Annotated in this window: 17 protein-coding genes, 1 CRISPR repeat array and 1 riboswitch; of the genes, 1 reads left to right on the top strand and 16 read right to left on the bottom strand. The window is 57.4% G+C overall.

Annotated elements, in window-relative coordinates; translation table 11 throughout:
* Positions 1–143: 143 nt before the first annotated feature.
* From GPK89_RS08125 to serC, 14 genes are all read right to left on the bottom strand, one after another.
* Positions 144–1,163 (bottom strand): FAD:protein FMN transferase, encoded by a 1,020-nt coding sequence (locus GPK89_RS08125; RefSeq protein ID WP_215692382.1) that lies wholly within the window; start codon positions 1,161–1,163, stop codon positions 144–146.
* The gene (locus tag GPK89_RS08130; RefSeq protein ID WP_215692383.1) at positions 1,160–1,564 is read right to left on the bottom strand and encodes a DUF3783 domain-containing protein; all 405 of its coding nucleotides are present in this window, start codon (positions 1,562–1,564) and stop codon (positions 1,160–1,162) included. Before GPK89_RS08130 ends, GPK89_RS08125 begins: the two co-directional genes overlap by 4 nt.
* A 160-nt stretch (positions 1,565–1,724) precedes the next feature.
* The gene (gene secA, locus GPK89_RS08135; RefSeq protein WP_215692384.1) at positions 1,725–4,595 is read right to left on the bottom strand and encodes a preprotein translocase subunit SecA; all 2,871 of its coding nucleotides are present in this window, start codon (positions 4,593–4,595) and stop codon (positions 1,725–1,727) included.
* 259 nt (positions 4,596–4,854) lie between these two features.
* Positions 4,855–5,760 carry a DMT family transporter gene (locus tag GPK89_RS08140; protein ID WP_215692385.1) on the bottom strand — a complete coding sequence of 302 codons (906 nt, stop codon included), beginning with the start codon at positions 5,758–5,760 and terminating at the stop codon, positions 4,855–4,857.
* An 82-nt stretch (positions 5,761–5,842) separates the two neighbouring features.
* On the bottom strand, positions 5,843–6,490 hold the full coding sequence (locus tag GPK89_RS08145; protein ID WP_215692386.1) for an HAD family hydrolase: 648 nt from the start codon (positions 6,488–6,490) through the stop codon (positions 5,843–5,845).
* A 13-nt stretch (positions 6,491–6,503) separates the two neighbouring features.
* Positions 6,504–7,028, bottom strand: coding sequence for a QueT transporter family protein (locus tag GPK89_RS08150; protein ID WP_215692387.1), 525 nt, complete (start codon positions 7,026–7,028; stop codon positions 6,504–6,506).
* 6 nt (positions 7,029–7,034) lie between these two features.
* Positions 7,035–7,130, bottom strand: a riboswitch (PreQ1-III riboswitch).
* Between the two features lie 84 nt (positions 7,131–7,214).
* A CRISPR array of direct repeats spans positions 7,215–7,976; the repeat unit is 36 nt; unit sequence GTCATAGTTCCCTAATAGCTCTTGGTATGGTATAAT.
* Positions 7,977–8,024: 48 nt separating this feature from the next.
* On the bottom strand, positions 8,025–8,333 hold the full coding sequence (gene cas2, locus GPK89_RS08155) for a CRISPR-associated endonuclease Cas2 (protein ID WP_252261570.1): 309 nt from the start codon (positions 8,331–8,333) through the stop codon (positions 8,025–8,027).
* Positions 8,334–8,337: 4 nt separating this feature from the next.
* Complete coding sequence (gene cas1, locus GPK89_RS08160; protein WP_215692389.1) at positions 8,338–9,219, bottom strand: type II CRISPR-associated endonuclease Cas1; 882 nt, start codon at positions 9,217–9,219, stop codon at positions 8,338–8,340.
* A 3-nt stretch (positions 9,220–9,222) separates the two neighbouring features.
* The gene (cas9, locus tag GPK89_RS08165) at positions 9,223–12,456 is read right to left on the bottom strand and encodes a type II CRISPR RNA-guided endonuclease Cas9 (protein ID WP_215692390.1); all 3,234 of its coding nucleotides are present in this window, start codon (positions 12,454–12,456) and stop codon (positions 9,223–9,225) included.
* 225 nt (positions 12,457–12,681) lie between these two features.
* Entirely contained in the window at positions 12,682–13,584 is a 903-nt protein-coding gene (locus GPK89_RS08170; protein ID WP_215692391.1) for a DegV family protein, read from the bottom strand.
* On the bottom strand, positions 13,581–14,090 hold the full coding sequence (locus tag GPK89_RS08175; RefSeq protein WP_215692392.1) for a tRNA (cytidine(34)-2'-O)-methyltransferase: 510 nt from the start codon (positions 14,088–14,090) through the stop codon (positions 13,581–13,583). The genes GPK89_RS08170 and GPK89_RS08175 overlap by 4 nt, the downstream gene beginning before the upstream one ends.
* 126 nt (positions 14,091–14,216) lie before the next feature.
* On the bottom strand, positions 14,217–15,047 hold the full coding sequence (locus tag GPK89_RS08180; protein WP_215692393.1) for a PfkB family carbohydrate kinase: 831 nt from the start codon (positions 15,045–15,047) through the stop codon (positions 14,217–14,219).
* A 406-nt stretch (positions 15,048–15,453) separates the two neighbouring features.
* The gene (locus GPK89_RS08185; RefSeq protein WP_215692394.1) at positions 15,454–16,614 is read right to left on the bottom strand and encodes a phosphoglycerate dehydrogenase; all 1,161 of its coding nucleotides are present in this window, start codon (positions 16,612–16,614) and stop codon (positions 15,454–15,456) included.
* 140 nt (positions 16,615–16,754) lie between these two features.
* A complete protein-coding gene (gene serC / locus GPK89_RS08190; RefSeq protein ID WP_215692395.1) occupies positions 16,755–17,849 on the bottom strand; it encodes a 3-phosphoserine/phosphohydroxythreonine transaminase in 1,095 nt (364 codons plus the stop codon).
* Between the two features lie 411 nt (positions 17,850–18,260).
* On the opposite strand from serC, the gene GPK89_RS08195 reads away from it, so the two are divergent.
* Positions 18,261–18,653 (top strand): BlaI/MecI/CopY family transcriptional regulator, encoded by a 393-nt coding sequence (locus GPK89_RS08195; RefSeq protein WP_215692396.1) that lies wholly within the window; start codon positions 18,261–18,263, stop codon positions 18,651–18,653.
* Here the strand turns inward: GPK89_RS08195 and GPK89_RS08200 are convergent, their stop codons facing one another.
* Together GPK89_RS08200 and GPK89_RS08205 are read right to left on the bottom strand one after the other, a co-directional pair.
* Entirely contained in the window at positions 18,654–19,412 is a 759-nt protein-coding gene (locus GPK89_RS08200; protein WP_215692397.1) for a TIGR03915 family putative DNA repair protein, read from the bottom strand.
* Positions 19,391–20,755, bottom strand: a complete 1,365-nt coding sequence (locus GPK89_RS08205) for a putative DNA modification/repair radical SAM protein (RefSeq protein WP_215692398.1) — start codon at positions 20,753–20,755, stop codon at positions 19,391–19,393. Before GPK89_RS08205 ends, GPK89_RS08200 begins: the two co-directional genes overlap by 22 nt.
* Positions 20,756–20,805 lie beyond the last annotated feature (50 nt).

A 20,805-nucleotide genomic window follows, 5' to 3' on the forward strand; every position in this document is an offset into this window, starting at 1 on the left:
GGAACGGAGTGGAGCGAGCGCCTATGCGCTGTCTTGATTTTCTCTGCGCCTTTCTGGATTTTTTCGTGTGCCCGCGCATACGTTTTGTATTATATCATGATATCATAAGAGCCACCGGCTTAAAAAGGTCGGTGGCTCTTGTTTTATTTCGGCCAGTCGTTGCTTTTTTTGGTGGTTTCGTCGGGGTGCATCCAGAGGACGGCGTAGTGGTTCTGGGCAGCAAGGGTCTGGCCGGTGGATTCTGGCAGGCAGAACAAGCCGGTGGACAGAGCGTCCGCCAGACCGCCGGTGTCAGCGTGGGCCAGCACGGCCACGCTGCTGACATAGCGGGCGGGCCAGCCGGTGGTCAGATCGATCAAATGCGCGTACCGCACACCGCCGTACTCAAAATAGCGCTGGTAGTCGCCGCTGATGACCAGGCTGTCGCCGTCGGCCAGTTCCACAGCCTGGATGTACGCCGGGTCGTCGCCCCACGGGTTTTCAACGCCCGCTGTCCACAGCTTGCCGTCGGGCTTGGTGCCGATGGCGCGGACGTTGCCGCCGATGTTCAGCAGAGCGCTTGTCAGGCCCCGGGCCTGGGCCGCTTGGGCGGCCTGCTCCACGGCGTAACCCTTGCCCACCGCGCCGACGTCCAACGTCATAGCGGGGTCGGCGAAATAGACGGTCTGGGCATCATCATCGAGCACCAGATTTTCTATGTCGATATGTTCCAGCGCCGCCGCAATGGCCTCTGCATCGGGCGGGGCAGGGGAGTCGCTTTCCCGCGCGTCGTGCCACAGCCGCAGCACCGCACCCGCCGCAATGTTCGTCGCGCCGTCGGTGGCGGGGTAAGCGGTGTCCTTACACCAGCGCAAGAATGCGTACAGCTCGTCATCAACAGCCACTGGCGCGGCAGCGGCCCCGGCGTTGACGTCGTACAGGTTCACAACGTCGTCGTAGTGGTTATAGATATCAAACAGTTCGTTATAGCGCAATAAATCTTCCTGCATGGCGGCAGCCTGAGCGTTCCACTCGTCCTGGCCGGCGGCGTACCCCTGCACGATGGCGACCGTATCGAACAGATCAAACCAGGTCGCGCTGTACAAATTTTGCTGTTTTTGACAGGCGGTCAGCGGCAGGCAGAGCAGCACGGCCAGCGCCAACGCGGCAAGACAGCGCTTCACGCCTTGTCTCCCTGCACAGTTTCGTGTTCCGTATTTAATTCAAGCAATAGGTTGGCCAGCGTCCATTGCTTGCTGGTGGGCGTGACCATGCTGCGCACCGGGATGGATGCACCGCCCATTTTGACAAGGTCGAGGAACGCACCCAGCTCGCCATTGTCGTGGCGCAGGCCGCTGATGATGATAGCCGGGCGGTCCGGCACGGCGATAAGCGGGGCAAACGCCGGGGCAGGCTTACCCGCGCAGAGGTCGCCCACGATGCCGCCGAGATCGCCGTCGGCCACGGCACGTAGTTTGACGTCGTACCGCTTGGCCGCGCGGGTGATGGCGGCGTAGTTGGGGTAGGTTTCATCGATGCGCCAAAGCAGAGCACACCGGGGTTCACGGATGATTCGGGCTTTCATGATGGGTTTCTACCTCGCAGGGGCCGGGCATACCCGACCCTCAACATAACGGAAACAGGTCATTTTCGGGAAAGTTGAGGGCCTCGCATATGCGGCCCCTACAACTCTACCACTTTAAAAAGGCACCGCCCAAAATTAAAGGCGGCGCCTTGATGATGAATTACAGGTCGGGGTGGTACTCTTTGCAGGTACACTTCTTCCACTTCAGACCGCTGCCGCAGGGGCAGGGGTCGTTGCGGCCGATCTTTGTCACGCGCACCGGGGCGGCACCCTTGGCACCGGCCTGGTTCGGGGCACCCTCGCCGGTGGGCTTGGCGATCTGCTCACGCTTCGGCTCGGCGTTCTGCTGACGGATTTCGATCGTCAGCAGCATATGCACGGCATCCTCGCGGATGGAGGCGATCATCTCATCGAACATGGCAAAGCCTTCGATGCGGTACTCGACCACCGGGTCATGCTGGCCGTAGCCGCGCAGGCCCATGCCCTGCTTGAGCTGATCCATATTGTCAATGTGCTCCATCCACTTGGAGTCAACATTGCGCAGCAGGCAGATACGCTCCAACTCGCGCATCGTCTTGGCACCGTAGCGCTTCTCCTTCGCGGTCAGGATATCCATGCCGCGCTTGTACAGTTCGTCGGCGATGCCATCTTTGGTCAGGTCGCCGAGCTGCTCGGTGGTGTAGTTGAAGTCGGTGGGCAGGCACAGCCAGTTCATAAAGTGGCGGCGCAGGCCCGCGAAATCCCAATCGTCGGCGGTCTCGCCATTCAGGTAGTTCGCGCAGGCATCGTCAATGGACTGGCGCATCATCTCGTGCAGCTTGCCGGAGATATCCTCGCCGTCCAGCACCATCTGGCGCTGCTTGTAGATGATCTCGCGCTGCTGGTTCATGACGTCGTCATACTGCAGCACCTGTTTACGAATTGCAAAGTTCGATGCTTCGAGCTTTTTCTGGGCACTCTCAATCGTGTTGGTGATGAGCTTGTTCTCGATGGGGACATCTTCGTCAAGGCCCAGGGAGTCCATCAGGTTCTGCACGCGCTCGCCGCCGAAAATACGCATCAGGTCATCTTCCAGGCTCAGGAAGAAGCGGGATGCACCGGGGTCGCCCTGACGGCCTGCACGGCCACGCAGCTGGTTGTCGATACGGCGGCTCTCGTGGCGCTCAGTACCGATGATGAACAGGCCGCCCGCCTCGCGGACGACTTCGGCCTCGCGCTTGACTTCGGGGGCAAACTCCTCGCACAGTTCCTCAAAGCGCTTGCGGGCGTGGAGAATTTCGGCGTCCTCGGTTTCGGCGTGGCCGTCACACTCGGTCATCAGCATTTCCAATTTCGCGTCAATGCCAGCCTCCGGCGGGATGGGCAGTTCGGTTCCGTTGGCCTTGGCGCGGGCCTTGGCGTGCTCGTACTCGTCCTTCAGCTGGGCCAGGTCGGCGGTCAGTTCCTTGGACAGTTCCTTCTTCAGCGCGGCCTTAGCCATGTAGGTGACATTGCCGCCCAGCATGATATCAGTACCACGGCCAGCCATGTTGGTGGCGATGGTCACAGCGCCCTGCTTGCCGGCCTGGGCAACGATCTCAGCTTCGCGCTCGTGCTGCTTGGCGTTCAGCACGTTATGCTCGATGCCCTTCTTTTTCAGCAGCTTGGACAAAGCCTCGCTCTTCTCGACGCTGACGGTGCCGACCAGAACCGGCTGGCCCTTGGCGTGGCACTCGGCGACCTGCTCAATGACGGCGTTGTACTTGCCGTTGACGGTCTTGTAGACACTGTCGGGCAGATCCTTACGGGCACGGGGTTTATTGGTGGGGATGCTGACTATGTTCAGGCCGTAGATCTCGCTGAACTCATCGGCCTCGGTGGAGGCCGTACCGGTCATGCCGGACAGCTTTTTGTACATACGGAAGTAGTTCTGGAAGGTAACAGTCGCCAGGGTCTTGCTCTCGGCGGCGACGGTGACGCCCTCTTTGGCCTCAATAGCCTGGTGCAGACCATCATTGAAGCGGCGGCCGTACATCAGACGTCCGGTGAACTCATCAACGATGATGACCTCGCCGTCCTTGACGATGTAGTCGGTGTCGCGGTGCATAACGCCGCGGGCCTTGATGGCACCGTCAATATAATGGCGCAGCGACATATTGTCGGCGTCGGCCAGGTTATCCACGTGGAAGAACGCCTCGGCCTTCTTGACGCCCGACTCGGTCAGGGTCGCGGTCTTGCGCTTTTCGTCCACAACGTAATCGCCGTCGACCTGTTCCTCGGCCTCAACCTTGTCGTCCAGCTCGACGATGACACTCTTTTTCAGCGTCTTGGCGAAGTCGTCAGCGCGCTTGTACATCACGCTGGAATCCTCCCCCTTGCCGCTGATGATCAGCGGGGTACGGGCCTCGTCGATGAGGATGGAGTCGACCTCGTCCACGATGGCAAAGGCGTGGCCGCGCTGGACCATGTTTGCCTTGTAGACGACCATGTTGTCGCGCAGGTAGTCGAAGCCAAACTCGTTGTTCGTGCCGTAGGTGACGTCGGCCTCGTAGGCCTTCTTGCGGTCGATGGACTCCACACCGTGGACGACCAGACCAACAGTCAGCCCCAGGAAACGGTAGACCTTGCCCATCCACTCAGAGTCGCGGCGGGCCAGGTAATCGTTGACGGTGACAACGTGGACGCCTTCACCGGTCAAGGCGTTCAGGTAGGTAGGCATGGTGGCAACCAGCGTCTTGCCTTCACCAGTCTGCATCTCGGCGATGCAGGCGCGGTGCAGCACAATACCGCCGATGATCTGCACCGGATAGGGCTTCATGCCCAGCACGCGCCAGTCGGCCTCACGGCAGACGGCGAACGCCTCCGGCAGGATATCGTCCAGCGTCTCGCCCTTGGCCAGGCGCTCTTTGAATTCGGTGGTCTTGGCCTGCAGTTCCTCATCGGTCAGCTTAGCCATTTCCGGCTCCAGGGCAAGGACTTTGTCCTTGATGGGATTGATGCGCTTAAGTTCCTTGTCCGAGAAAGAGCCGAACAGTTTTTCAAAAAAAGACATAACAGTTCCCCTGTATTTTCCGCCGCGTGTAGAGGTGCGGCTATATAGTTTTACACATGATACTATAATACACCTAGGGAGGGGGATATGTCAATTCATAGTTAGGATAGGTTTATTTATTATATTGTTGTAGGGGCCGGGCATGCCCGGCCCGCAGCATAAAGGCGGACGGTCGTTCGCGGGCAGGTTGAGGGCCGGACATGTCCGGCCCCTACACGGCAGCAAAAAAGGCCGCCCTGTGCGGACAGCCTTTTGCTTATTATGCTTTTGTTTTCGCCGGCAGACTCAACAGCACCAGCATCAAAAAGATGCAGCCAAAGCCCAAGGCATCCCACAGCGTAAACGGCGAGCCCAACACCAGGGTGCTGATAATAGCCGCCGTGACCGGCTCTGCAAAGCTGTACAGGCTGGACTTCTGCGGGCCGATGAGCGGCACACCCGACATATACAGGCTGAACGCCAGCACATTGCCCAGCACCACGACCGTGAAAATACCGAACACGCCCATCGGCGTCGGCACATAATTCATCGTCCAGGGGCGGAAGATCAGGGAAAACATCGTGCCGCCCATCAAGAACGCCCAGCCCTGCAGCATCGGGGTGGGGTACTGCTCCTGCAATTTCTTGGGCCACATCGTATAGATGGCGACGCAGCAGGCGCTGACAACGCCCGACGCCAGCGCCGCCGGGCTGATGGCAAGGTCGGTCAGGCTGCCGTGGGTCGTGATAAGGAACACCCCCACCAGCGCCAGCAGGATGGAGAAAATCTCAAACACCCGCGGCCCGCGCCTTTGCTGGATGCAGACCACCAGCAGAATAATGACAGGGGAGAGGTCCTGCAAGATCGTCCCCATGCCCGCACTGGACAGCTGGATCGTCAGAAAATAGGTGAACTGGCAGCAGCTGACGCCCGCCAGGCCGTAAATCAGCAGGTCAACGACGTTGCGCGGATTTTTCTTGAAATTCCATGGGTCAAACAGCATTTTGCGGTTTTTGACAAAAAAGAACGCACATAAAATCAGCCCCGCCAGAAACAGCCGGATGGGCACCAGCCAGGTGGAATCCATTCCTTCCCGGGTGAACAGGTACTGCCCCATGCAGCCCGAAACGCCCCAGCACGCCGCGCCGCCCATCGTCAGGCAGGTGCCTTTTACACGGTCAGACATTTTTGTACCTCTCTGCCTATCATTTCCAATGCCTCTCTACGGTTGTAGGGGGCGGCGCCCTTGACGCCCCGCGCCGCACGGCTTACTTTTTCAAAATCAACTCCGCCGCTTCCCGCAGCCCTGCCACCACCGGTGCGCCGGTCCGGCACAATGTCTCGGGCGGCTGGTGGCCGCTCGATTGCAGCACACAGCCCACACCCAGCGCCTGGGCCACCTCAAAATCATGGACGGAATCACCTATCATCACGGCCTTCGCCGGGTCGAAACCTGCCTCTTGCAAATAGGCCAGCCCGACCTCCACCTTACTTTTGGCATAGATATCGCCCAGTCCCAGCAGACGGTCAAAATACGGCGTCACACCGCGTTCTTCTACCTGGCGGGTCAGCGTTGTGACCGGGCTTGCCGACAGAATCACCTGCCGCAGCCCGGCATTTTTGAACGCTTCCAGCGCGTCAACGGCCCCTGCCATCAGCGGACAGGCGGCGCTGGCCGGGATGTAATCCTCCATGTAGCTTTCCGCCAGCTCGGCAAAGCTGTGGCGGGTGAAGTCGAACCCGGCGCGGACGTAATAATCCTCGACCGGGAAGCCAAAAATCGCCCGGTACTGCTCGTGGTCGTACCGCTGGGGGTAGCCGTAGCGCTGCAAAAGACGGTTGAGCGCGTTTTCGCAGAGTTCGACATCATCCAGCAGGGTACCGTTCCAATCCCACAAAATCAGTTCCGGGCGCATAGAAGTTACCTCGTTATTCTTCTGTAAAGAACTTGTGCAGGGCCGCGTTGCTCTCAATCAGCTTGACGAGGGCCACGCCCAAAATCGTGCAGCTGATCAGCTCTCCGATGCCCACCGTAACGGCGTTGAACGCCGCCAGGGCCGCTGTGGGTGCGCCGTCCGAGAAGAAGAAGGTGATCTCGAACGCGCCCACAATGATCATGTTAAAAACAACAGGCGGCAGGGATGCCGGAATTGCCAGCCCTTTTACGCGGATATCACGCAGCTTGTAAGTCAGCAGGCAGGCCAGCAGGGTAGCCAGCGTGCCGAACACCACGTCAATGACGGTGGAGCCCAGCAGGTTGGCCAAAAAGCAGCCCAGCGTAACGCCGACGATGTACTCCGCGCCGAAAACCGGCAGCAGGCACAGGGCCTCGGCCACGCGCACCTGGATAGCCCCATAGCTGAAGGGGGCCAGCACCAGGCAGACGACCACATACACTGCGGCAATGACAGCACAGCGCACAAGGCTGTGAACGGACAGTTTTTTCTGATTCATACAATACTCCGGCGGATAGATTTTGACCGCGCGCAAGACCGCCAGGCTTGCGGGGTTTGCACCGCAGCAAGCCGCGGTGGAGCCTAAAATCCTAAGTTGCTCAACGAATTTAAATTATAGCAAACCCCGCAGACCGTTTCAAGGCCTGCGGAGAAGAAATTTTGGGGCTAGCGGGATTTTATTGGGGGGATGATTTACTAATAGCTCTTGGTATGGTATAATCCTTGTGCAGGTTGCACAGGTGCTGCTTATGTCATAGTTCCCTAATAGCTCTTGGTATGGTATAATGATAAGGCTCGAACGAGTTACGCCGTACCGGTCATAGTTCCCTAATAGCTCTTGGTATGGTATAATCCGCTTGACCCTCTACTTGCGCATCAGGAAGTCATAGTTCCCTAATAGCTCTTGGTATGGTATAATCACAGAGCATCGAAGCGCCGTTCCAAGGCACGTCATAGTTCCCTAATAGCTCTTGGTATGGTATAATGGCACCGTTGATCAGGCCGAAGCCAGGGCGGTCATAGTTCCCTAATAGCTCTTGGTATGGTATAATAAATCGCGCTGCCAGAGCGTCAAACTCTGCGTCATAGTTCCCTAATAGCTCTTGGTATGGTATAATCGGCATCTGCTGCCCCATCGGGTAATATCCGTCATAGTTCCCTAATAGCTCTTGGTATGGTATAATCTATGCCCTCTCAATGAGAACTTCCCGAAGGTCATAGTTCCCTAATAGCTCTTGGTATGGTATAATCTAATATTTTCAGGGGTGAATGTCAAGAGGTCATAGTTCCCTAATAGCTCTTGGTATGGTATAATCCACAGGCACGTTGTAGGTGTTGCTCTGCTGTCATAGTTCCCTAATAGCTCTTGGTATGGTATAATAGAGGAGCAGAAAGCTCGCCTTCATCTGCTGTCATAGTTCCCTAATAGCTCTTGGTATGGTATAATAGGCTATGCAAAAAGCGCATCGGATTGCGGTCCGATGCGCTTTTTGTTTTAGAAAAAACTCAGCTGTTCGCACACAAACGGTGCTTCTTCCGGCTGATGATTTCCCAGTAGGATTTGAATGGATTGGTATTGCTTTTCTGTCACGACGAGCAATCGAATCGAGCCGTTTGGCGGCAGAGATGCCTTCAGACGGCTTTCGTGTTTTTTGACTGCGTCATTGCCGTTGCATACACGCGCGTACACAGAAAATTGCAGTATATGGTAGCCGTCTTTCAGCAAAAAGTTTCGGAAAGTCGTCGCATGCCGCCGTTCCGTTTTTGTCTGCACCGGCAAATCGAAGAAAACGATCATCCTCATAAATTTACTCATAGCTGTGCTGCTTATGTTCCAGCAGTTTTGGCAGCTGCAATGTTTGCCCACGCAGACTTTGCACCATTCGTTCCATCGCATAAGCAACGCTGTGGTGCTGATTACCGGAAAGAACATCTGCATTCAGCAGGTTCACCAGCTGCCCTTTCAAAGCGGTTGTCATTGCTGCATCCTCGGCAACATTTGCGGCCACGTACAAATCAGCTACCGGACGGAACGGTTCCATCAGGTCATCCGCCAGATTGAACTGGTTCAGTTCGCTGTCATGGTGCAGCCCTAAACAGGGCAAAAATCCGTATACCGCCAAACAGCGTGCCATGTACCCGCGCAAAATTGCATAAGCATAATTCAGCGCCGCATTCCGGGTATCCTCATTGCGGCGGGTATAGCCTGCCCCAAAAAGGGCGGGGAAATAGTAGGCCGCCGCACTGGCTTCCAAATTGTCCTTATCGCCGCTTGTCACTGCTTTGGCACGGCCAAACAGGAACGCCGCCGCCTGTGTTTTGCCGCACAGGGCTAGGCATTCCGCCTGGTTTTTGATTTTTGCCGTCACAATTTGCTGCCACATCCGCTTTTTCGTCGGCAGCGTCAGCTCCATCTGCCAGCGCAGTACGCCCAACTGGCGGCTATGCTGTGCAAATGGCAGCGAGATACCACACGGCAAGTGTGTTTCATCGCACCAAAACGTCACCACGCCGTTTTGCGCCAGTGCCGCCAGCGCAGCCGTTGTTATCGTACTTTGCCGGCTTTCCAGCACAATGGCGCTGATATCCTCGATTGGTACAGAATGAACTTCTTCGGTTTCAATCAAAAGCTGTTCATTTTTGCAGCGGATGCGCGCCGGGTTCACGATCATCAGGCAGCGGTAGGACATAGGTCACCTCCGTTGTGCAGGGAAGTATTGACGTTTTTCTTTTTTAACAAGGGTATAATTGCCGAGGGCATCGACCTGGTATTTTTGAACTTTCTGAAGTGTCTTAAGTCCAAGACTTTCTACCATATAAGCACCGTCATGTGTTGCTACCGTTATAGAACCGCCCGAAATATTTCCTCCCTCGAAATAGACCATATCACCATTCGTTTGCATTTCCTTTTCCAGTGTACTGTCTTTATTTTGCACTTTGAATTTCATTGTGCGCTTGCTTTCAACTCGAATCAGGTCATTTGGGCAAAGTGAGAACAGAAAGTCCTTTTCGTCCATTTCTTTCCACTCTGCGTAATTTTTGTGTGCGATAACCGCTTTATTGGGCAATTCCGGTTTCACCGTATCTGCCACATAGATCGGCACCCAGTAATAGCCGTCGCCCGGCACAAAATAGACATCAATGCGTACCATCGTATCATTGTCGGCCACACCTTTTCCTTCATGGACTGCAACCATGCTGGTGGCTTTATCATACACTTTAACCTTGCGGACCTGTGCTCCCGGCGTTCCATCGGCACGCGGTTTAAAGAACGGTTCTGCAAATGCCTTTTTTCCATCGCCGCCAAAAGCTGTCAGCTGTTCCTTTAAAGCATTGTACAGCAGGGTATCACTGCTCGGATTAAAATATCCTGCAATTTCTCCCTCTTTGTCAAGCTTCAAATCTGTAATCGACCGGCGCTGAACCGTATGCGCATCATCCAAGCGACCCTTTATCGTCTCCTTATGTGCCGCTCCCGTCATCTTATGCCGCGGCATACGCGACACAAACACCGGCCGGATGCTTGCTATATCCACATTCTGATAATATACCGGGTTGATCTGCATTAAATTTTCCTGCGGGCAAGCCGACAAACGCTGCATCAGCTCATCCCGGAATCGCGGCCACGGCTCCGGGAAGCGCTCACCCCGGGTGTCCGAGGTTTCGATATGCGTGTAGAACCGCGACACCCGTTGGATCATCCCATCCGTCGTGCAGGCAATGACCGCCGCATCTACGGCGTGGTGCAGGTCGCCGTCAGCACGCACCTTGCCAAGCCCCCAGCGTTTGCGCAAAAACGCTGTAACTGCGCCGTTTACAGCAACCACACGCTTCTTACCTGCCGCAGGGAAATCTGCAAACGCAAGGTGGCTGCGAATGTAGTTCAGCATAAAACTTGCAATATACTGTGTGTCCTGCAAATTACGCTGCATAAAACCTTTGCTGTCTTCTTCGCTCAACTTCTCCTTTAGCAGATTTTGACGCTTGCGGTAATTTTTTACACTTGCTTTTGTGTAGACAATAAAATCATCCCGCCGTTTTCCTTGCAGATATTGCAGCGGAAGGCGATTGCCTTTCTGGCGGTTTTCCGACGCCAGCACCAATACTTTGTTCGCACGGCGGTCGTCAAAGCTGATGCTGTACGGAACAATATGGTCAACTTCCGCATAGCCTGAAACAGTAATGGCCTTTTCCAGTTCCAGCGGCTGCAGCGAATACGCACACCGCCCATCCTGTTCTTTCCACAACCTGTATTTTACAAGATCCTGGCCTGTGATATTTCTCCCTGGGAACAGTTCATGCAGGTCTTTCATCAAACGCTCGTTCTCGGCGTTATTGTCTTTCATGGCCTTGTCAAGGTCATTGCGCTGCTGGAAGTTTTTGCTCATCTCCCGCGCCAGTTCCAAGTGGATATTGACCGGGCTTTCTCCCTGCTCGCGGATGATTGCATTGACAACTTTGATAGTCTGTGCCACCGCACGCCGCACCACCGGGCTTGTGATGTCCTCCATTTCCTCTGTGGACGCAGGCAGGAACTGCGATTTTTCACCACGGTAATTTCCCTGAAAGTCATATCCCGCTTCTTTGCAAGCGTCGTTATAGTTCAGTCCTTGTTCCAAATAGGGGATCAGTTTTCGGCACGCTTTGACAGAAATATGCCCGAACCCGCTAAAGCTGGGCAGCGTCATCAAAGCATCAACTTCCAGCGGTTCAAACTGCGCTTCTTCCAGCTTTGCTCTGAGCGTAGTTTCATTTTTATACATTGTCAGCGCTGTTGCCGCTGCATCCAGCCTGTCGCGGCTGACACTGCGGATGTAGTCTTTCCGCAAGGTATTGAGCACTTTGCGCATTTTGTGGTAACAGGGGAGACATACAATTTTCTCTTTTTTCTCGCAATCCTCAGTTGTTTGTCCGTCCCGATATCGCACCATATTGAATCTTGCCTGTTCCGACAGGGCAAGAGCCTTGCGTATCCTGGCAAAATCCAACTTGTCCGTTTGATAGCATACGGAAAGTAATTCTTGCCGTTCTTCTGCCGTCAGTATACGTGCCGCACCGCTCTCTATAATGCGGATATGATTGATTTTTTGCAGCAGCGTAAAATATTCAAACGACCAAGTTGCTTTGGCTGCACGCGGTTCGGCTTGTCCTTCAAGCGTGCAGGTTCCCACCATCTTTTCAACGATATTGCCGCCGTAGGGGCTGTTTCCGCCGGGGCCTTCATCAAACGAACGCTGACGCGTCAAAATCGTAAGGTACTCCGCTTCCATTTCCGGCGAAGCCCACGCCGCACCATACTGGCGCTGCGCAGCAAAAAGCTGTACCGCTTCCTCCACGATTTGATCCCGTCTGACCGTAGAAAGATAGTTTTCCGACTTGTTGCGTTTATGCTCTGCAAACACCGGGTCACGGTACATCATCTCGCCAACCGTGCGGTAGTGGTTTTCTTCCATGCGGCGCGTGTTGGCATCGATTGCTTGCAGCAGCTTTCCGTCTTTCTGGGCATCATCTGCCTTGCGGTTGCTGCGGAAACCACGGCGCTGCATCAAGTGCAGCAAAATTCGGGCAAAGTCCATCGCCGTTACAGGGCCATCCAACGCCTGCACACGCAGGGCATAGATATCCGGCAGGTGGCCCGCCTGCACCGCTTCTTCTATTTTTGCTCTGCCCGGCAAGCCGTTTTGCGCCATCAGCTCATACAAGTCTGCCTTGCGCAAGCTGCGGCGGCGCAGTCTGCGGCGCATGCTTCTGGCTTCCCGCCGCGGCGCAGCAAGGCTTTCGCCGGTTTTGGGCTGCTCCGCCTTGTCAAATATGCGCGAGCCGCAGCGGATCAGTCCATAAGGCTCCGCGTTTTCGTTCAGCGCTACCACGGCCCAGCCAACAGACGCAATGCCAATATCCAGGCCAATTCCATAGGGGTGCTTCATATTCACCACACCTTTTCTTTTTTACTATTATCATACCGCATAAAGAATCACACGGCAACTGACATTTTCCACGAAAATTTGACAAAAAAGATGACGCCCTGTCATAAGACAGGGCGTCAGAGCTTTACGGTCCTATGACCTTATCATAGCAACCATAATAGTTCTTGGTATGGTATAAGAACTGTTTATAGTATACAACAGCCCTTGAAAAACTGCAAGTCTTTTTTACGGCAGCTGCGGGGCATAGGCCTCCAGGTGGCGGGGATGGCCGGGGTAGACGATGGCAATGCCGTCGGGCCCGGTGTTGGCGCTGACAACGCCGCCCAGCTGGAACACAATGACCGGCGCATGGCCGAATGCCTTTTTGCAGGCCTTGACAAGCTCGTCGCGCTTGGAGGTGCTGGACGTGTAAGCCACCATGTAGGGGGTGTCCTTCATGGAATCGACGCGGCTTTCCACCCATTTGATCATGGCGGCGGGCACGGCAGCGTCGCCGCGCACCTTGGCCTCGACCTTGGAGACGCCCGCGTTCAGGCTGATGATGGGGCGGATGCCCAGCAGGTCACCCACCACGGCAGCGGCGGCGCTGACGCGGCCGGACTTCTTCATCTGCTTCAGGCTGTATGCGGCCAGGCAGATTTCCACGCGGTCCAGGCTCTGCTTCATCTCCTCCACGCAGGTGGCAAGCTCGCCGCCGTTGCGCACCTTGCGGGCGCACTCGCACAGATACCAGCCGTAGGGCATCGAGTAGGTGTGGCTGTCGATGAGCTGGATGTTCAGCTTATGGCCGGGGCGCTCCTCGGCCAGCATCTCCGCACCTTTGACGGCGTTGTTGTAGGTACTGGACCCCGCGCTGTTGATGCACAGATGCACCAGGTCGGTATAGCCCTCGTCCACATAGCGCTCGTAAATCTCGCACCACTGCAGCTGGGTGATGGCGGCGGTGGTGGGCACGCCCTGGGCGTCGCGCATCATCTGGTAAAACTGGTCATTGGTGAAATCCTTGCGCTCCATGTATTCCACGCCGTCCAGGTTGATGGGGAAGCCCACGACCTCGATGCCGTACTTGTCCGCAAGCTCCTGCGGAATGTCGGAACAGGAATCCGTCAGAAAACCGATCTTGCTCATTTTACATCCTCACTCCATTCGTAGCGGGTCAGCTGCCCGCGAGTCTCTAAGTCGGCAAAATCCCATTGGCGCAGGGCCTCATACGCGCCCACGGCCACAGCGTTGGACAGGTTCAGGCAGCGCTCGCCCCGGCGCATGGGCATACGCACGCAGTCGGCCTCGTGGGCTGCCAGCAGTTCCTCAGGCAGGCCGGCGTCCTCGCGCCCAAAGACGAGGTATGCGCCGTCGGGATAGTGTACATCCACATGGCGGTGCAGGCCTTTGGATGTGAAGTAGAAAAATGGCCCCTTGTTTCGGGCGAAAAAGTCCGCCAAGTCTTTATAATATGTTATATCAAGCTGGTGCCAGTAGTCAAGCCCGGCGCGCTTTAATTTTTTATCGTCGATGGTAAAGCCCATCGGCCCCACCATATGCAGCCGCGCACCCGTCACCGCGCAGGTCCGGGCGATATTGCCGGAGTTCTGCGGTATCTGCGGCTCGACCAATACAATGTTTAAGGTTGGCATATGTTTACAGTCCTGTTTGTTTGAATTTTGTGTGGTGGCAGCTTTGTAGGGCGGCCAGTCCTCTGGCCGCCACATCGCCGCCCTGTTGCAGGGGCGGCGTCCCCGACGCCCCGCCTGTCTGTCGCTTCACTCCTGCCGCAGCTTCGGCAGCGCATTTTCCAGCCAGACACCCAGGCGCTCATCCGCACCTTCGGGGGTCTGGCGGATGCACTCGGCCACAAAGGCGGCGGCTGCCTGCACGGCAGCCTGTGGCACGTTGCCCTGCAAAATGCGCCCTACCAGCACAGCAGCAAAGATATCGCCGGTGCCATGGAACATCCGGGGCAGCAGCGGCGTTTTGACGGTGTAGCCCTCGCCGCCGCGGGCCGCGCCCACACAGCCTATGTACCGCCCGCCGTTCAGCCCGGTCACACCGGTCACAACGACCTGCGGCGCAATGCGCACCAGCCGTGCCGCCTGGGCGGCGGCCTGCTCAGCACTGCCCACGCCGGGCAGCGGGTCGCCCAGCAGCAGGGCAGCCTCGGTCACATTGGGCACGATCAAATCAGCCTTACTGCACAGATTGTACATAGCCGGGACCATGTCGGCCCCCAGCCCGCTGTACAGCCGCCCGCCGTCGCCCAGCACCGGATCCACGACCTTGAGCGCTTTCGGCCACAGCTCGAACGCCTGTTCCACCAGCCGGGCCTGGGCGGAGTCCGCCAGATACCCGGAGTAGATGCAGTCGAATTTCACGCCCAGCCGGTGGTAATGCGCCAGCGCGGCAGGGCCGTAGCTGGGGTCGGCCAGCTTGGCCGGTGCGCCCAGTCCGCCGGTATGGGTGGACAGCACCGCCGTGGGCAGTGCCACAGTCTGCGCCCCCAGCGTCGAGAGCACCGGTGCGATGACCGACAGCGCCGCCCGGCCAAAGCCCGGCAGGTCGTGGATGGCTAATACGGTTTTCGGTGCGTTGGTCATGCCGTGTTCCTCCCTTCTCGGCCCCCTCTGGGGCTGCCGCCGCAGAGGCTGGGGGAGAGAGTTTTTCCGTCAGCACTCGTTCCCCGCTTTTTTGAGTTCTCATAGATTCTACCATAAAACCCGCCGCAAAAAAAGCCGTATTGGGTCGATTGTCCCGATTTGTTTGGTTTTTGGGCAAAGACCACAAAAAAGCCGCGCACAGTGGCCTAAACCTGTACGCAGTCAGGGGGGATTTTCCTTGTATGCCGCAGCAGTTCTCCACATACCCGTACCTTATAAGGGATTCGTCAGTCCAATGCAATAAGGTCTGACCTCTCATAGCGATTATGTCCCCTACCTCCAATTTCACAAAAACACCCTCTGCCGCGAAATGACGGCAGAGGGTGTTTTTCACACATTTTACAGTTTACAAAACGCGCACGCGGATAGCAGGCTCAATAGCTCCCAGCTTCGTGGCCAGGTCGTCGGTGACGTTGCCGGTCACATCCAGCAGGGTGTAGGCCACATCCTTTTTGCCCTTGTTCACCATGTTCTCAATGTTCAGGTGGGCTTCGGTCAAAATGCCGGTGATGGCCGAGATCGCACCCGGTGCGTTCTTGTGGATGATGCAGATGCGGCGGCCGCTGACGCGGGGCTGGCTGACATCCGGCAGGTTGACACTGTGGGTGATGTTGCCGTTTTTCAGGTAGTCGCTCAGCTCGGCGGCGGCCATCACGGCACAGTTCGTCTCGCTCTCCGGCGTGCTGGCGCCCAGGTGCGGCGTGCAGTAAACGCCCTTGACGCCCAGCAGTTCCTCGGTGGGGAAATCGCAGAAATACTGCGCGACCTTGCCGCTGTTCAGCGCGTCCAGCAGGGCAGCGTTGTCCACCAACTCACCGCGGGCGAAGTTCAGCACGCGGACACCGTCCTTGCACATGGCCAGCGTCTGCGCGTTGATGGTGTGGCGGGTCGTGGGCAGGTAGGGGACATGGATGGTCAGGTAGTCGCAGCGGGGCAGCATATCGCCCAGCGTGACGCAGTGCTGCACACTGCGGGACAAGCTCCACGCTGCATCGATGGAAATGTAGGGGTCATAGCCCAGAACTTCCATGCCCAGCGCCACGGCGGCGTTGGCAACGCGTGCACCGATGGCCCCCAGGCCGATGACGCCCAGCGTCTTGCCGCGCAGCTCGGGGCCGACAAAGGCTTTCTTGCCCTTCTCCACATCCTTGGCGATGGTGTCGCGGCCTTTGAGGGTCTGCGCCCAGTTCACGGCGTCCACCATGTTGCGGCTGCCCGCCACCAGCGCGCCGATGACCAGCTCTGCCACGGCGTTGGCGTTGGCACCCGGCGTGTTGAACACGACGATGCCGGCATTGGTGCATTCCTCCACTGGGATGTTGTTGGTACCTGCACCCGCGCGGGCGATGGCCAGCAGGCTGTCCGGCAGCGGCGCGTCGTGCATATCGGCGCTGCGCACCAAAATGCCGTGGGGCGCGGCGGCCTCGTTGTCGATTTCAAACTGGTTGGCAGGCAGTTTGGCCAGCCCAACCGGCGAAATAGCATTCAAAGTTTTGATTGTATACATATAGATTACTCCCTGTTCCCCTTAATTATGCTTTGTAGGGGCCGGATATGTCCGGCCCTCAGCCTTGCGCTGCAAGTCGTCAACGGGTTGCCACCGTACTGTCGCGGGCCGGGCACGCCCGGCCCCTACGAGGCCGCCGTTCAATGCTCCTTGCGGAACTTCTCCATAAAGTCGACCAGCTTATCGATGCCCTCCGGCGGCATGGCGTTGTAGATGGACGCCCGCATACCACCCACCAGGCGGTGACCTTTCAGGTTCACAAAGCCCGCCTCGGTGGCTGCGGCGCAGAACGCCTTGTCGGTGTCGGCATCGGGGCTTGTGAAGGTCACATTCATCATGCTGCGGTACTTTTTCTCCACCGGATTCTTGTAGAAGTCCTGGCCGTCGAGGTAATCGTAAAGCACCTTCGCCTTGGCGGTGTTGATCTTCTGCATATTTTCCAGGCCACCGATCTCGTTCTCCAGGTAGTTCATGACCAAGCCGGTCATGTAGATGCACCAGCACGGCGGGGTGTTGTACATACTGTCGGCGTTCAGCAGGGTGGTGTAGTTCATCATCGTGGGGATCTTGTCGGGCGTCAGGCCCTTGGCGGCCTTGCCCAACAGATCCTCCCGCACAATGGCGACTGCCATGCCCGCGGGGGCAATGTTCTTCTGCACACCGAAGTAGATGACACCGTACTTGCTGACATCCACCGGCTCCGAGCAGATCATCGAACTCATGTCTGCGACCAGCGGCACGCCGTCCACCTGCGGTACATCGACGAATTTCGTACCGAAAATCGTGTTGTTCTGGCAGATGTGGATATAGCTGGCGTTGGGGTCATAGTCGATGGCCTTCACGTCGGGGATATAGGTAAAGTTTTTGTCCTTGCTGCTGGCGGCAATGCGGGCCGTGCCGAACTTGGCGGCTTCCTCGGCAGCCTTTTCGCTGAAGTTGCCGGTCACAAGGTAATCCGCCGTGCCGGTGGTCATAAAGTTCAGCGGCACCATGGCAAACTGCTGGGTCGCGCCGCCCTGAAAAAAGCCCACCTTATAATTGTCGGGGATGTTCAGCACCCGGCGCATGGCGGCCTCGGTATTGTTGATGATTTCATCGAACCATTTACTGCGGTGGCTCATCTCCATCACGCTCATGCCGGAACCATGGTAGTCCAGCAGTTCAGCCTGTGCGGTCTTTAAAACAGCCTCCGGCAGCATCGAAGGGCCGGCACTGAAATTGTAAACTCTAGCCATCGTAATTTCCTCCCTGGCAGTAAATGAAATGCGACCCGCACACGGCGGATCGCATCTTGCCGCGCCGTTGCGGTATGCCAATATTATAGGAGTTTTGCCCCCGCCCCGGCAAGCGGGCAAAGTTACGAAAAAAGCCCAAAATCCGGCAAGTGTTTCTGTAAAGTGACAAATTGTTTTCTTTACAAGGACACTATACGCGACATTTGTAAAAGTTATTTGCTGCTTATGTCAAAATAAGCCCCTGGGATTTGTGCAATATTTCCTGTTGCATTTCAATCTACCACAGTTGTAAAATAAATATAGATATTACTTCCACATTTGTAAAACAGCATGACTCGTAGGGGGCGGCGTCCTCGACGCCCCGCAGGCGGATGCAAGCATCCGCCCCTACAACTAAAAAAGGAGCCCATCATGGAACAACTTTCCCGCAGTGAAGAACAGGTCATGGCCGCACTTTGGGCCTGCAATCGCGCCGCCACCCGGCGCGAGATCGCGTCACACCTGCCGCCGGAGTGCCACTGGGCAGACTCGACGCTGCTCAATTTTCTGCTTCGCCTTGAAAAGAAAAACTTCGTCCGCACCGAGAAGCAGGGGAACAAGAACCTCTACACACCGCTGGTGCGCCGCCTGACCTACTGCGGCGCGGTCAGCCAGGCGCATTTGCAGACGCTCTACGATGGGGACATTCGCGCTATGGTGCGGACGCTGGCTGACACCGGCCGCATGAGCTACGCTGACACCGAGCGCCTGCTCCGCTTCCTGACCGAGTACCAAGCTGCCAACCCGGAGTACGATTACGAGTAGTCACACACTGCCCTGCATCTCCACCATGTCTTTCCAGAACCGCTTCTGCACGTGGTTCATCTGGGCCTTCTCGTTGCGGCGTTCCTCGATGGTCAGCGCCTTAAAAAAACGTTTCCACAACTGCTGCCAGTTCAGTTCGTCCTCGTCTGTGCCGGGAGTGTAGTGTTCCATCGTCAGGTACTGCACCTGCCCGCCGCGCCGCACCAGCGCTGTGCCGTGGGTCGCGTCAAAAATCAGGAAATCCTCATCCGGCAGGCGGCTGCAAAAATGCCCGCGCAGCAGCGGCAAGACTTGGTGCTTCGGGTGGATGACCGTGCCCAGCATCCCGTCCCGCTCCTCAAACCGGATGAACTCGATGAACTTGCCCGCCTCGTTGTTGACGGCCCGCTCGATGGCGAACGCCGCTGCCACATCCGGGTCGCCCAGCATCTGCACGGCCTGCGGCCCCTGGGCAAAACAGCGCCGCGCAAACCGCAGCAGAGTCAGATCTTTGCCCGGGTCAGTGCTGAGGAACCCTGTTACAATGCGATCCTTGACCTGCGGCCCGAGCCGGTCCAACCCCATCGCCACCCGCTTCGCGCGTTGCCGGTCAGCGAGGATTTCCCGCGTGCCGAACAGGTTCAGCTGGCCTTCCTCAGGTGAGCAAACCTCCGACGGTATCTCGTGCCGGGCATAACTCTCGAACACGCAGCACAAAAAGCCTGCAAAACTTCCGTCATAGCGGTAGGCAACGTCGGTCACATTCGCTTCGTAAGGCATTGCAGTGCCTCCTGCCGCACGGTTTTGGCGGCCACGTCAGCCGCCACACCGCGGGCGGCCAGTTTTTGCACAGCCGGGGCTGCATCCGGTAGGGCCTTGGGTACAAAATCGTCCAGCGAAAGCTGCTGCATCCCTACGCTGAACGCCTTGGGGTCGAGCAGGGCGTTGGCAATTTCCGCACGGTTTGCGTGAGCTGCCGCCCGGCCCTTGCAGGTGATGAAATACTGCGCCCGCTTGACCACCACGCCAATGCGCTTGAGTTCGGCCAAGCCCAGATTCTGCGTGCGCCGCGCCTGGATGATGCGCAGGGCACTCTTGGGGCCGATGCCAGGCACCCGCAGCAGCTCCTCCTTCGCGGCGGTATTGATCTCCACTGGGAAAAACGCCGGGTGCCGCACGGCCCAGGTACATTTGGGATCGAGGTAGGGGTCAAAATTCGGCTCATCCTCGGTCAGCAGTTCCCGCGCCGAAAAATGGTAGTACCGCAGCAGCCAATCCGCCTGGTAGAGCCTGTGCTCCCGCAGCAGGGGCGGGGCGGTGTGTGGCGCGGGCAGACGGCTGTCCGCTACCACTGGCAGATAGGCCGAGTAAAACACGCGCCGCAGCGCATATTTTTTGTATAGCCCTTCTGTCAGGTCCATGATATGCCGGTCAGTTTCCGGCGTAGCGCCAATGATCATCTGGGTGCTCTGCCCGGCCGGGGCAAAGGGCTTCGCGCCCCGGTAGAGCACCATCTCTTTTTTGCTCTGGGCGCTCTGCACCGCGATCTGGCCCATGGGGCGCAGGATGGCGGTCTTTTTCTTGTCTGGGGCCAGCGCCGTCAAGCTCGTCTCGCTGGGCAGCTCGATATTGACCGAGAGGCGGTCCGCCAGCCGCCCGATCTTCTCCACCAGCAGCGGGTCCGCGCCGGGAATCGTCTTGGCGTGGATGTAGCCGTTGAAGTGGTATTCCTCCCGCAGGATGTGCAGTGCCTCGATCATCAGCTCCATCGTGCGGTCGGGCGTACCTAGCACCGCGCTGGACAAAAACAGCCCCTCAATATAATTGCGGCGGTAAAACCCGATGGTCAAATCGGCCAGCTCCCGCGGGGTGAAAGTTGCCCGGGGCCGGTCGTTGGTACGGCGGTTGACACAGTAGCTGCAATCATAGCTGCATACGTTGGAGTACAGCACCTTCAGCAGGGAAACGCAGCGCCCGTCTGGCGTAAAGGCGTGGCAGATGCCCGCCGCCGCACAGCTGCCCAGGCTGCCATGCCGCCCCGGACGGTCAACGCCGCTGGACGTGCAGGCCACATCATATTTGGCGCTGTCCGCCAGAATTTCCAGTTTTTCCGCAAGGTCCATCGCACCTGTCTCCTAAAAAAGGGTATAAAAAATACAGCCCGCCGCATATC

The organism is Gemmiger formicilis (assembly GCF_018784445.1).
In the GTDB taxonomy this organism is placed as follows: Bacteria; Bacillota; Clostridia; order Oscillospirales; family Ruminococcaceae; genus Gemmiger.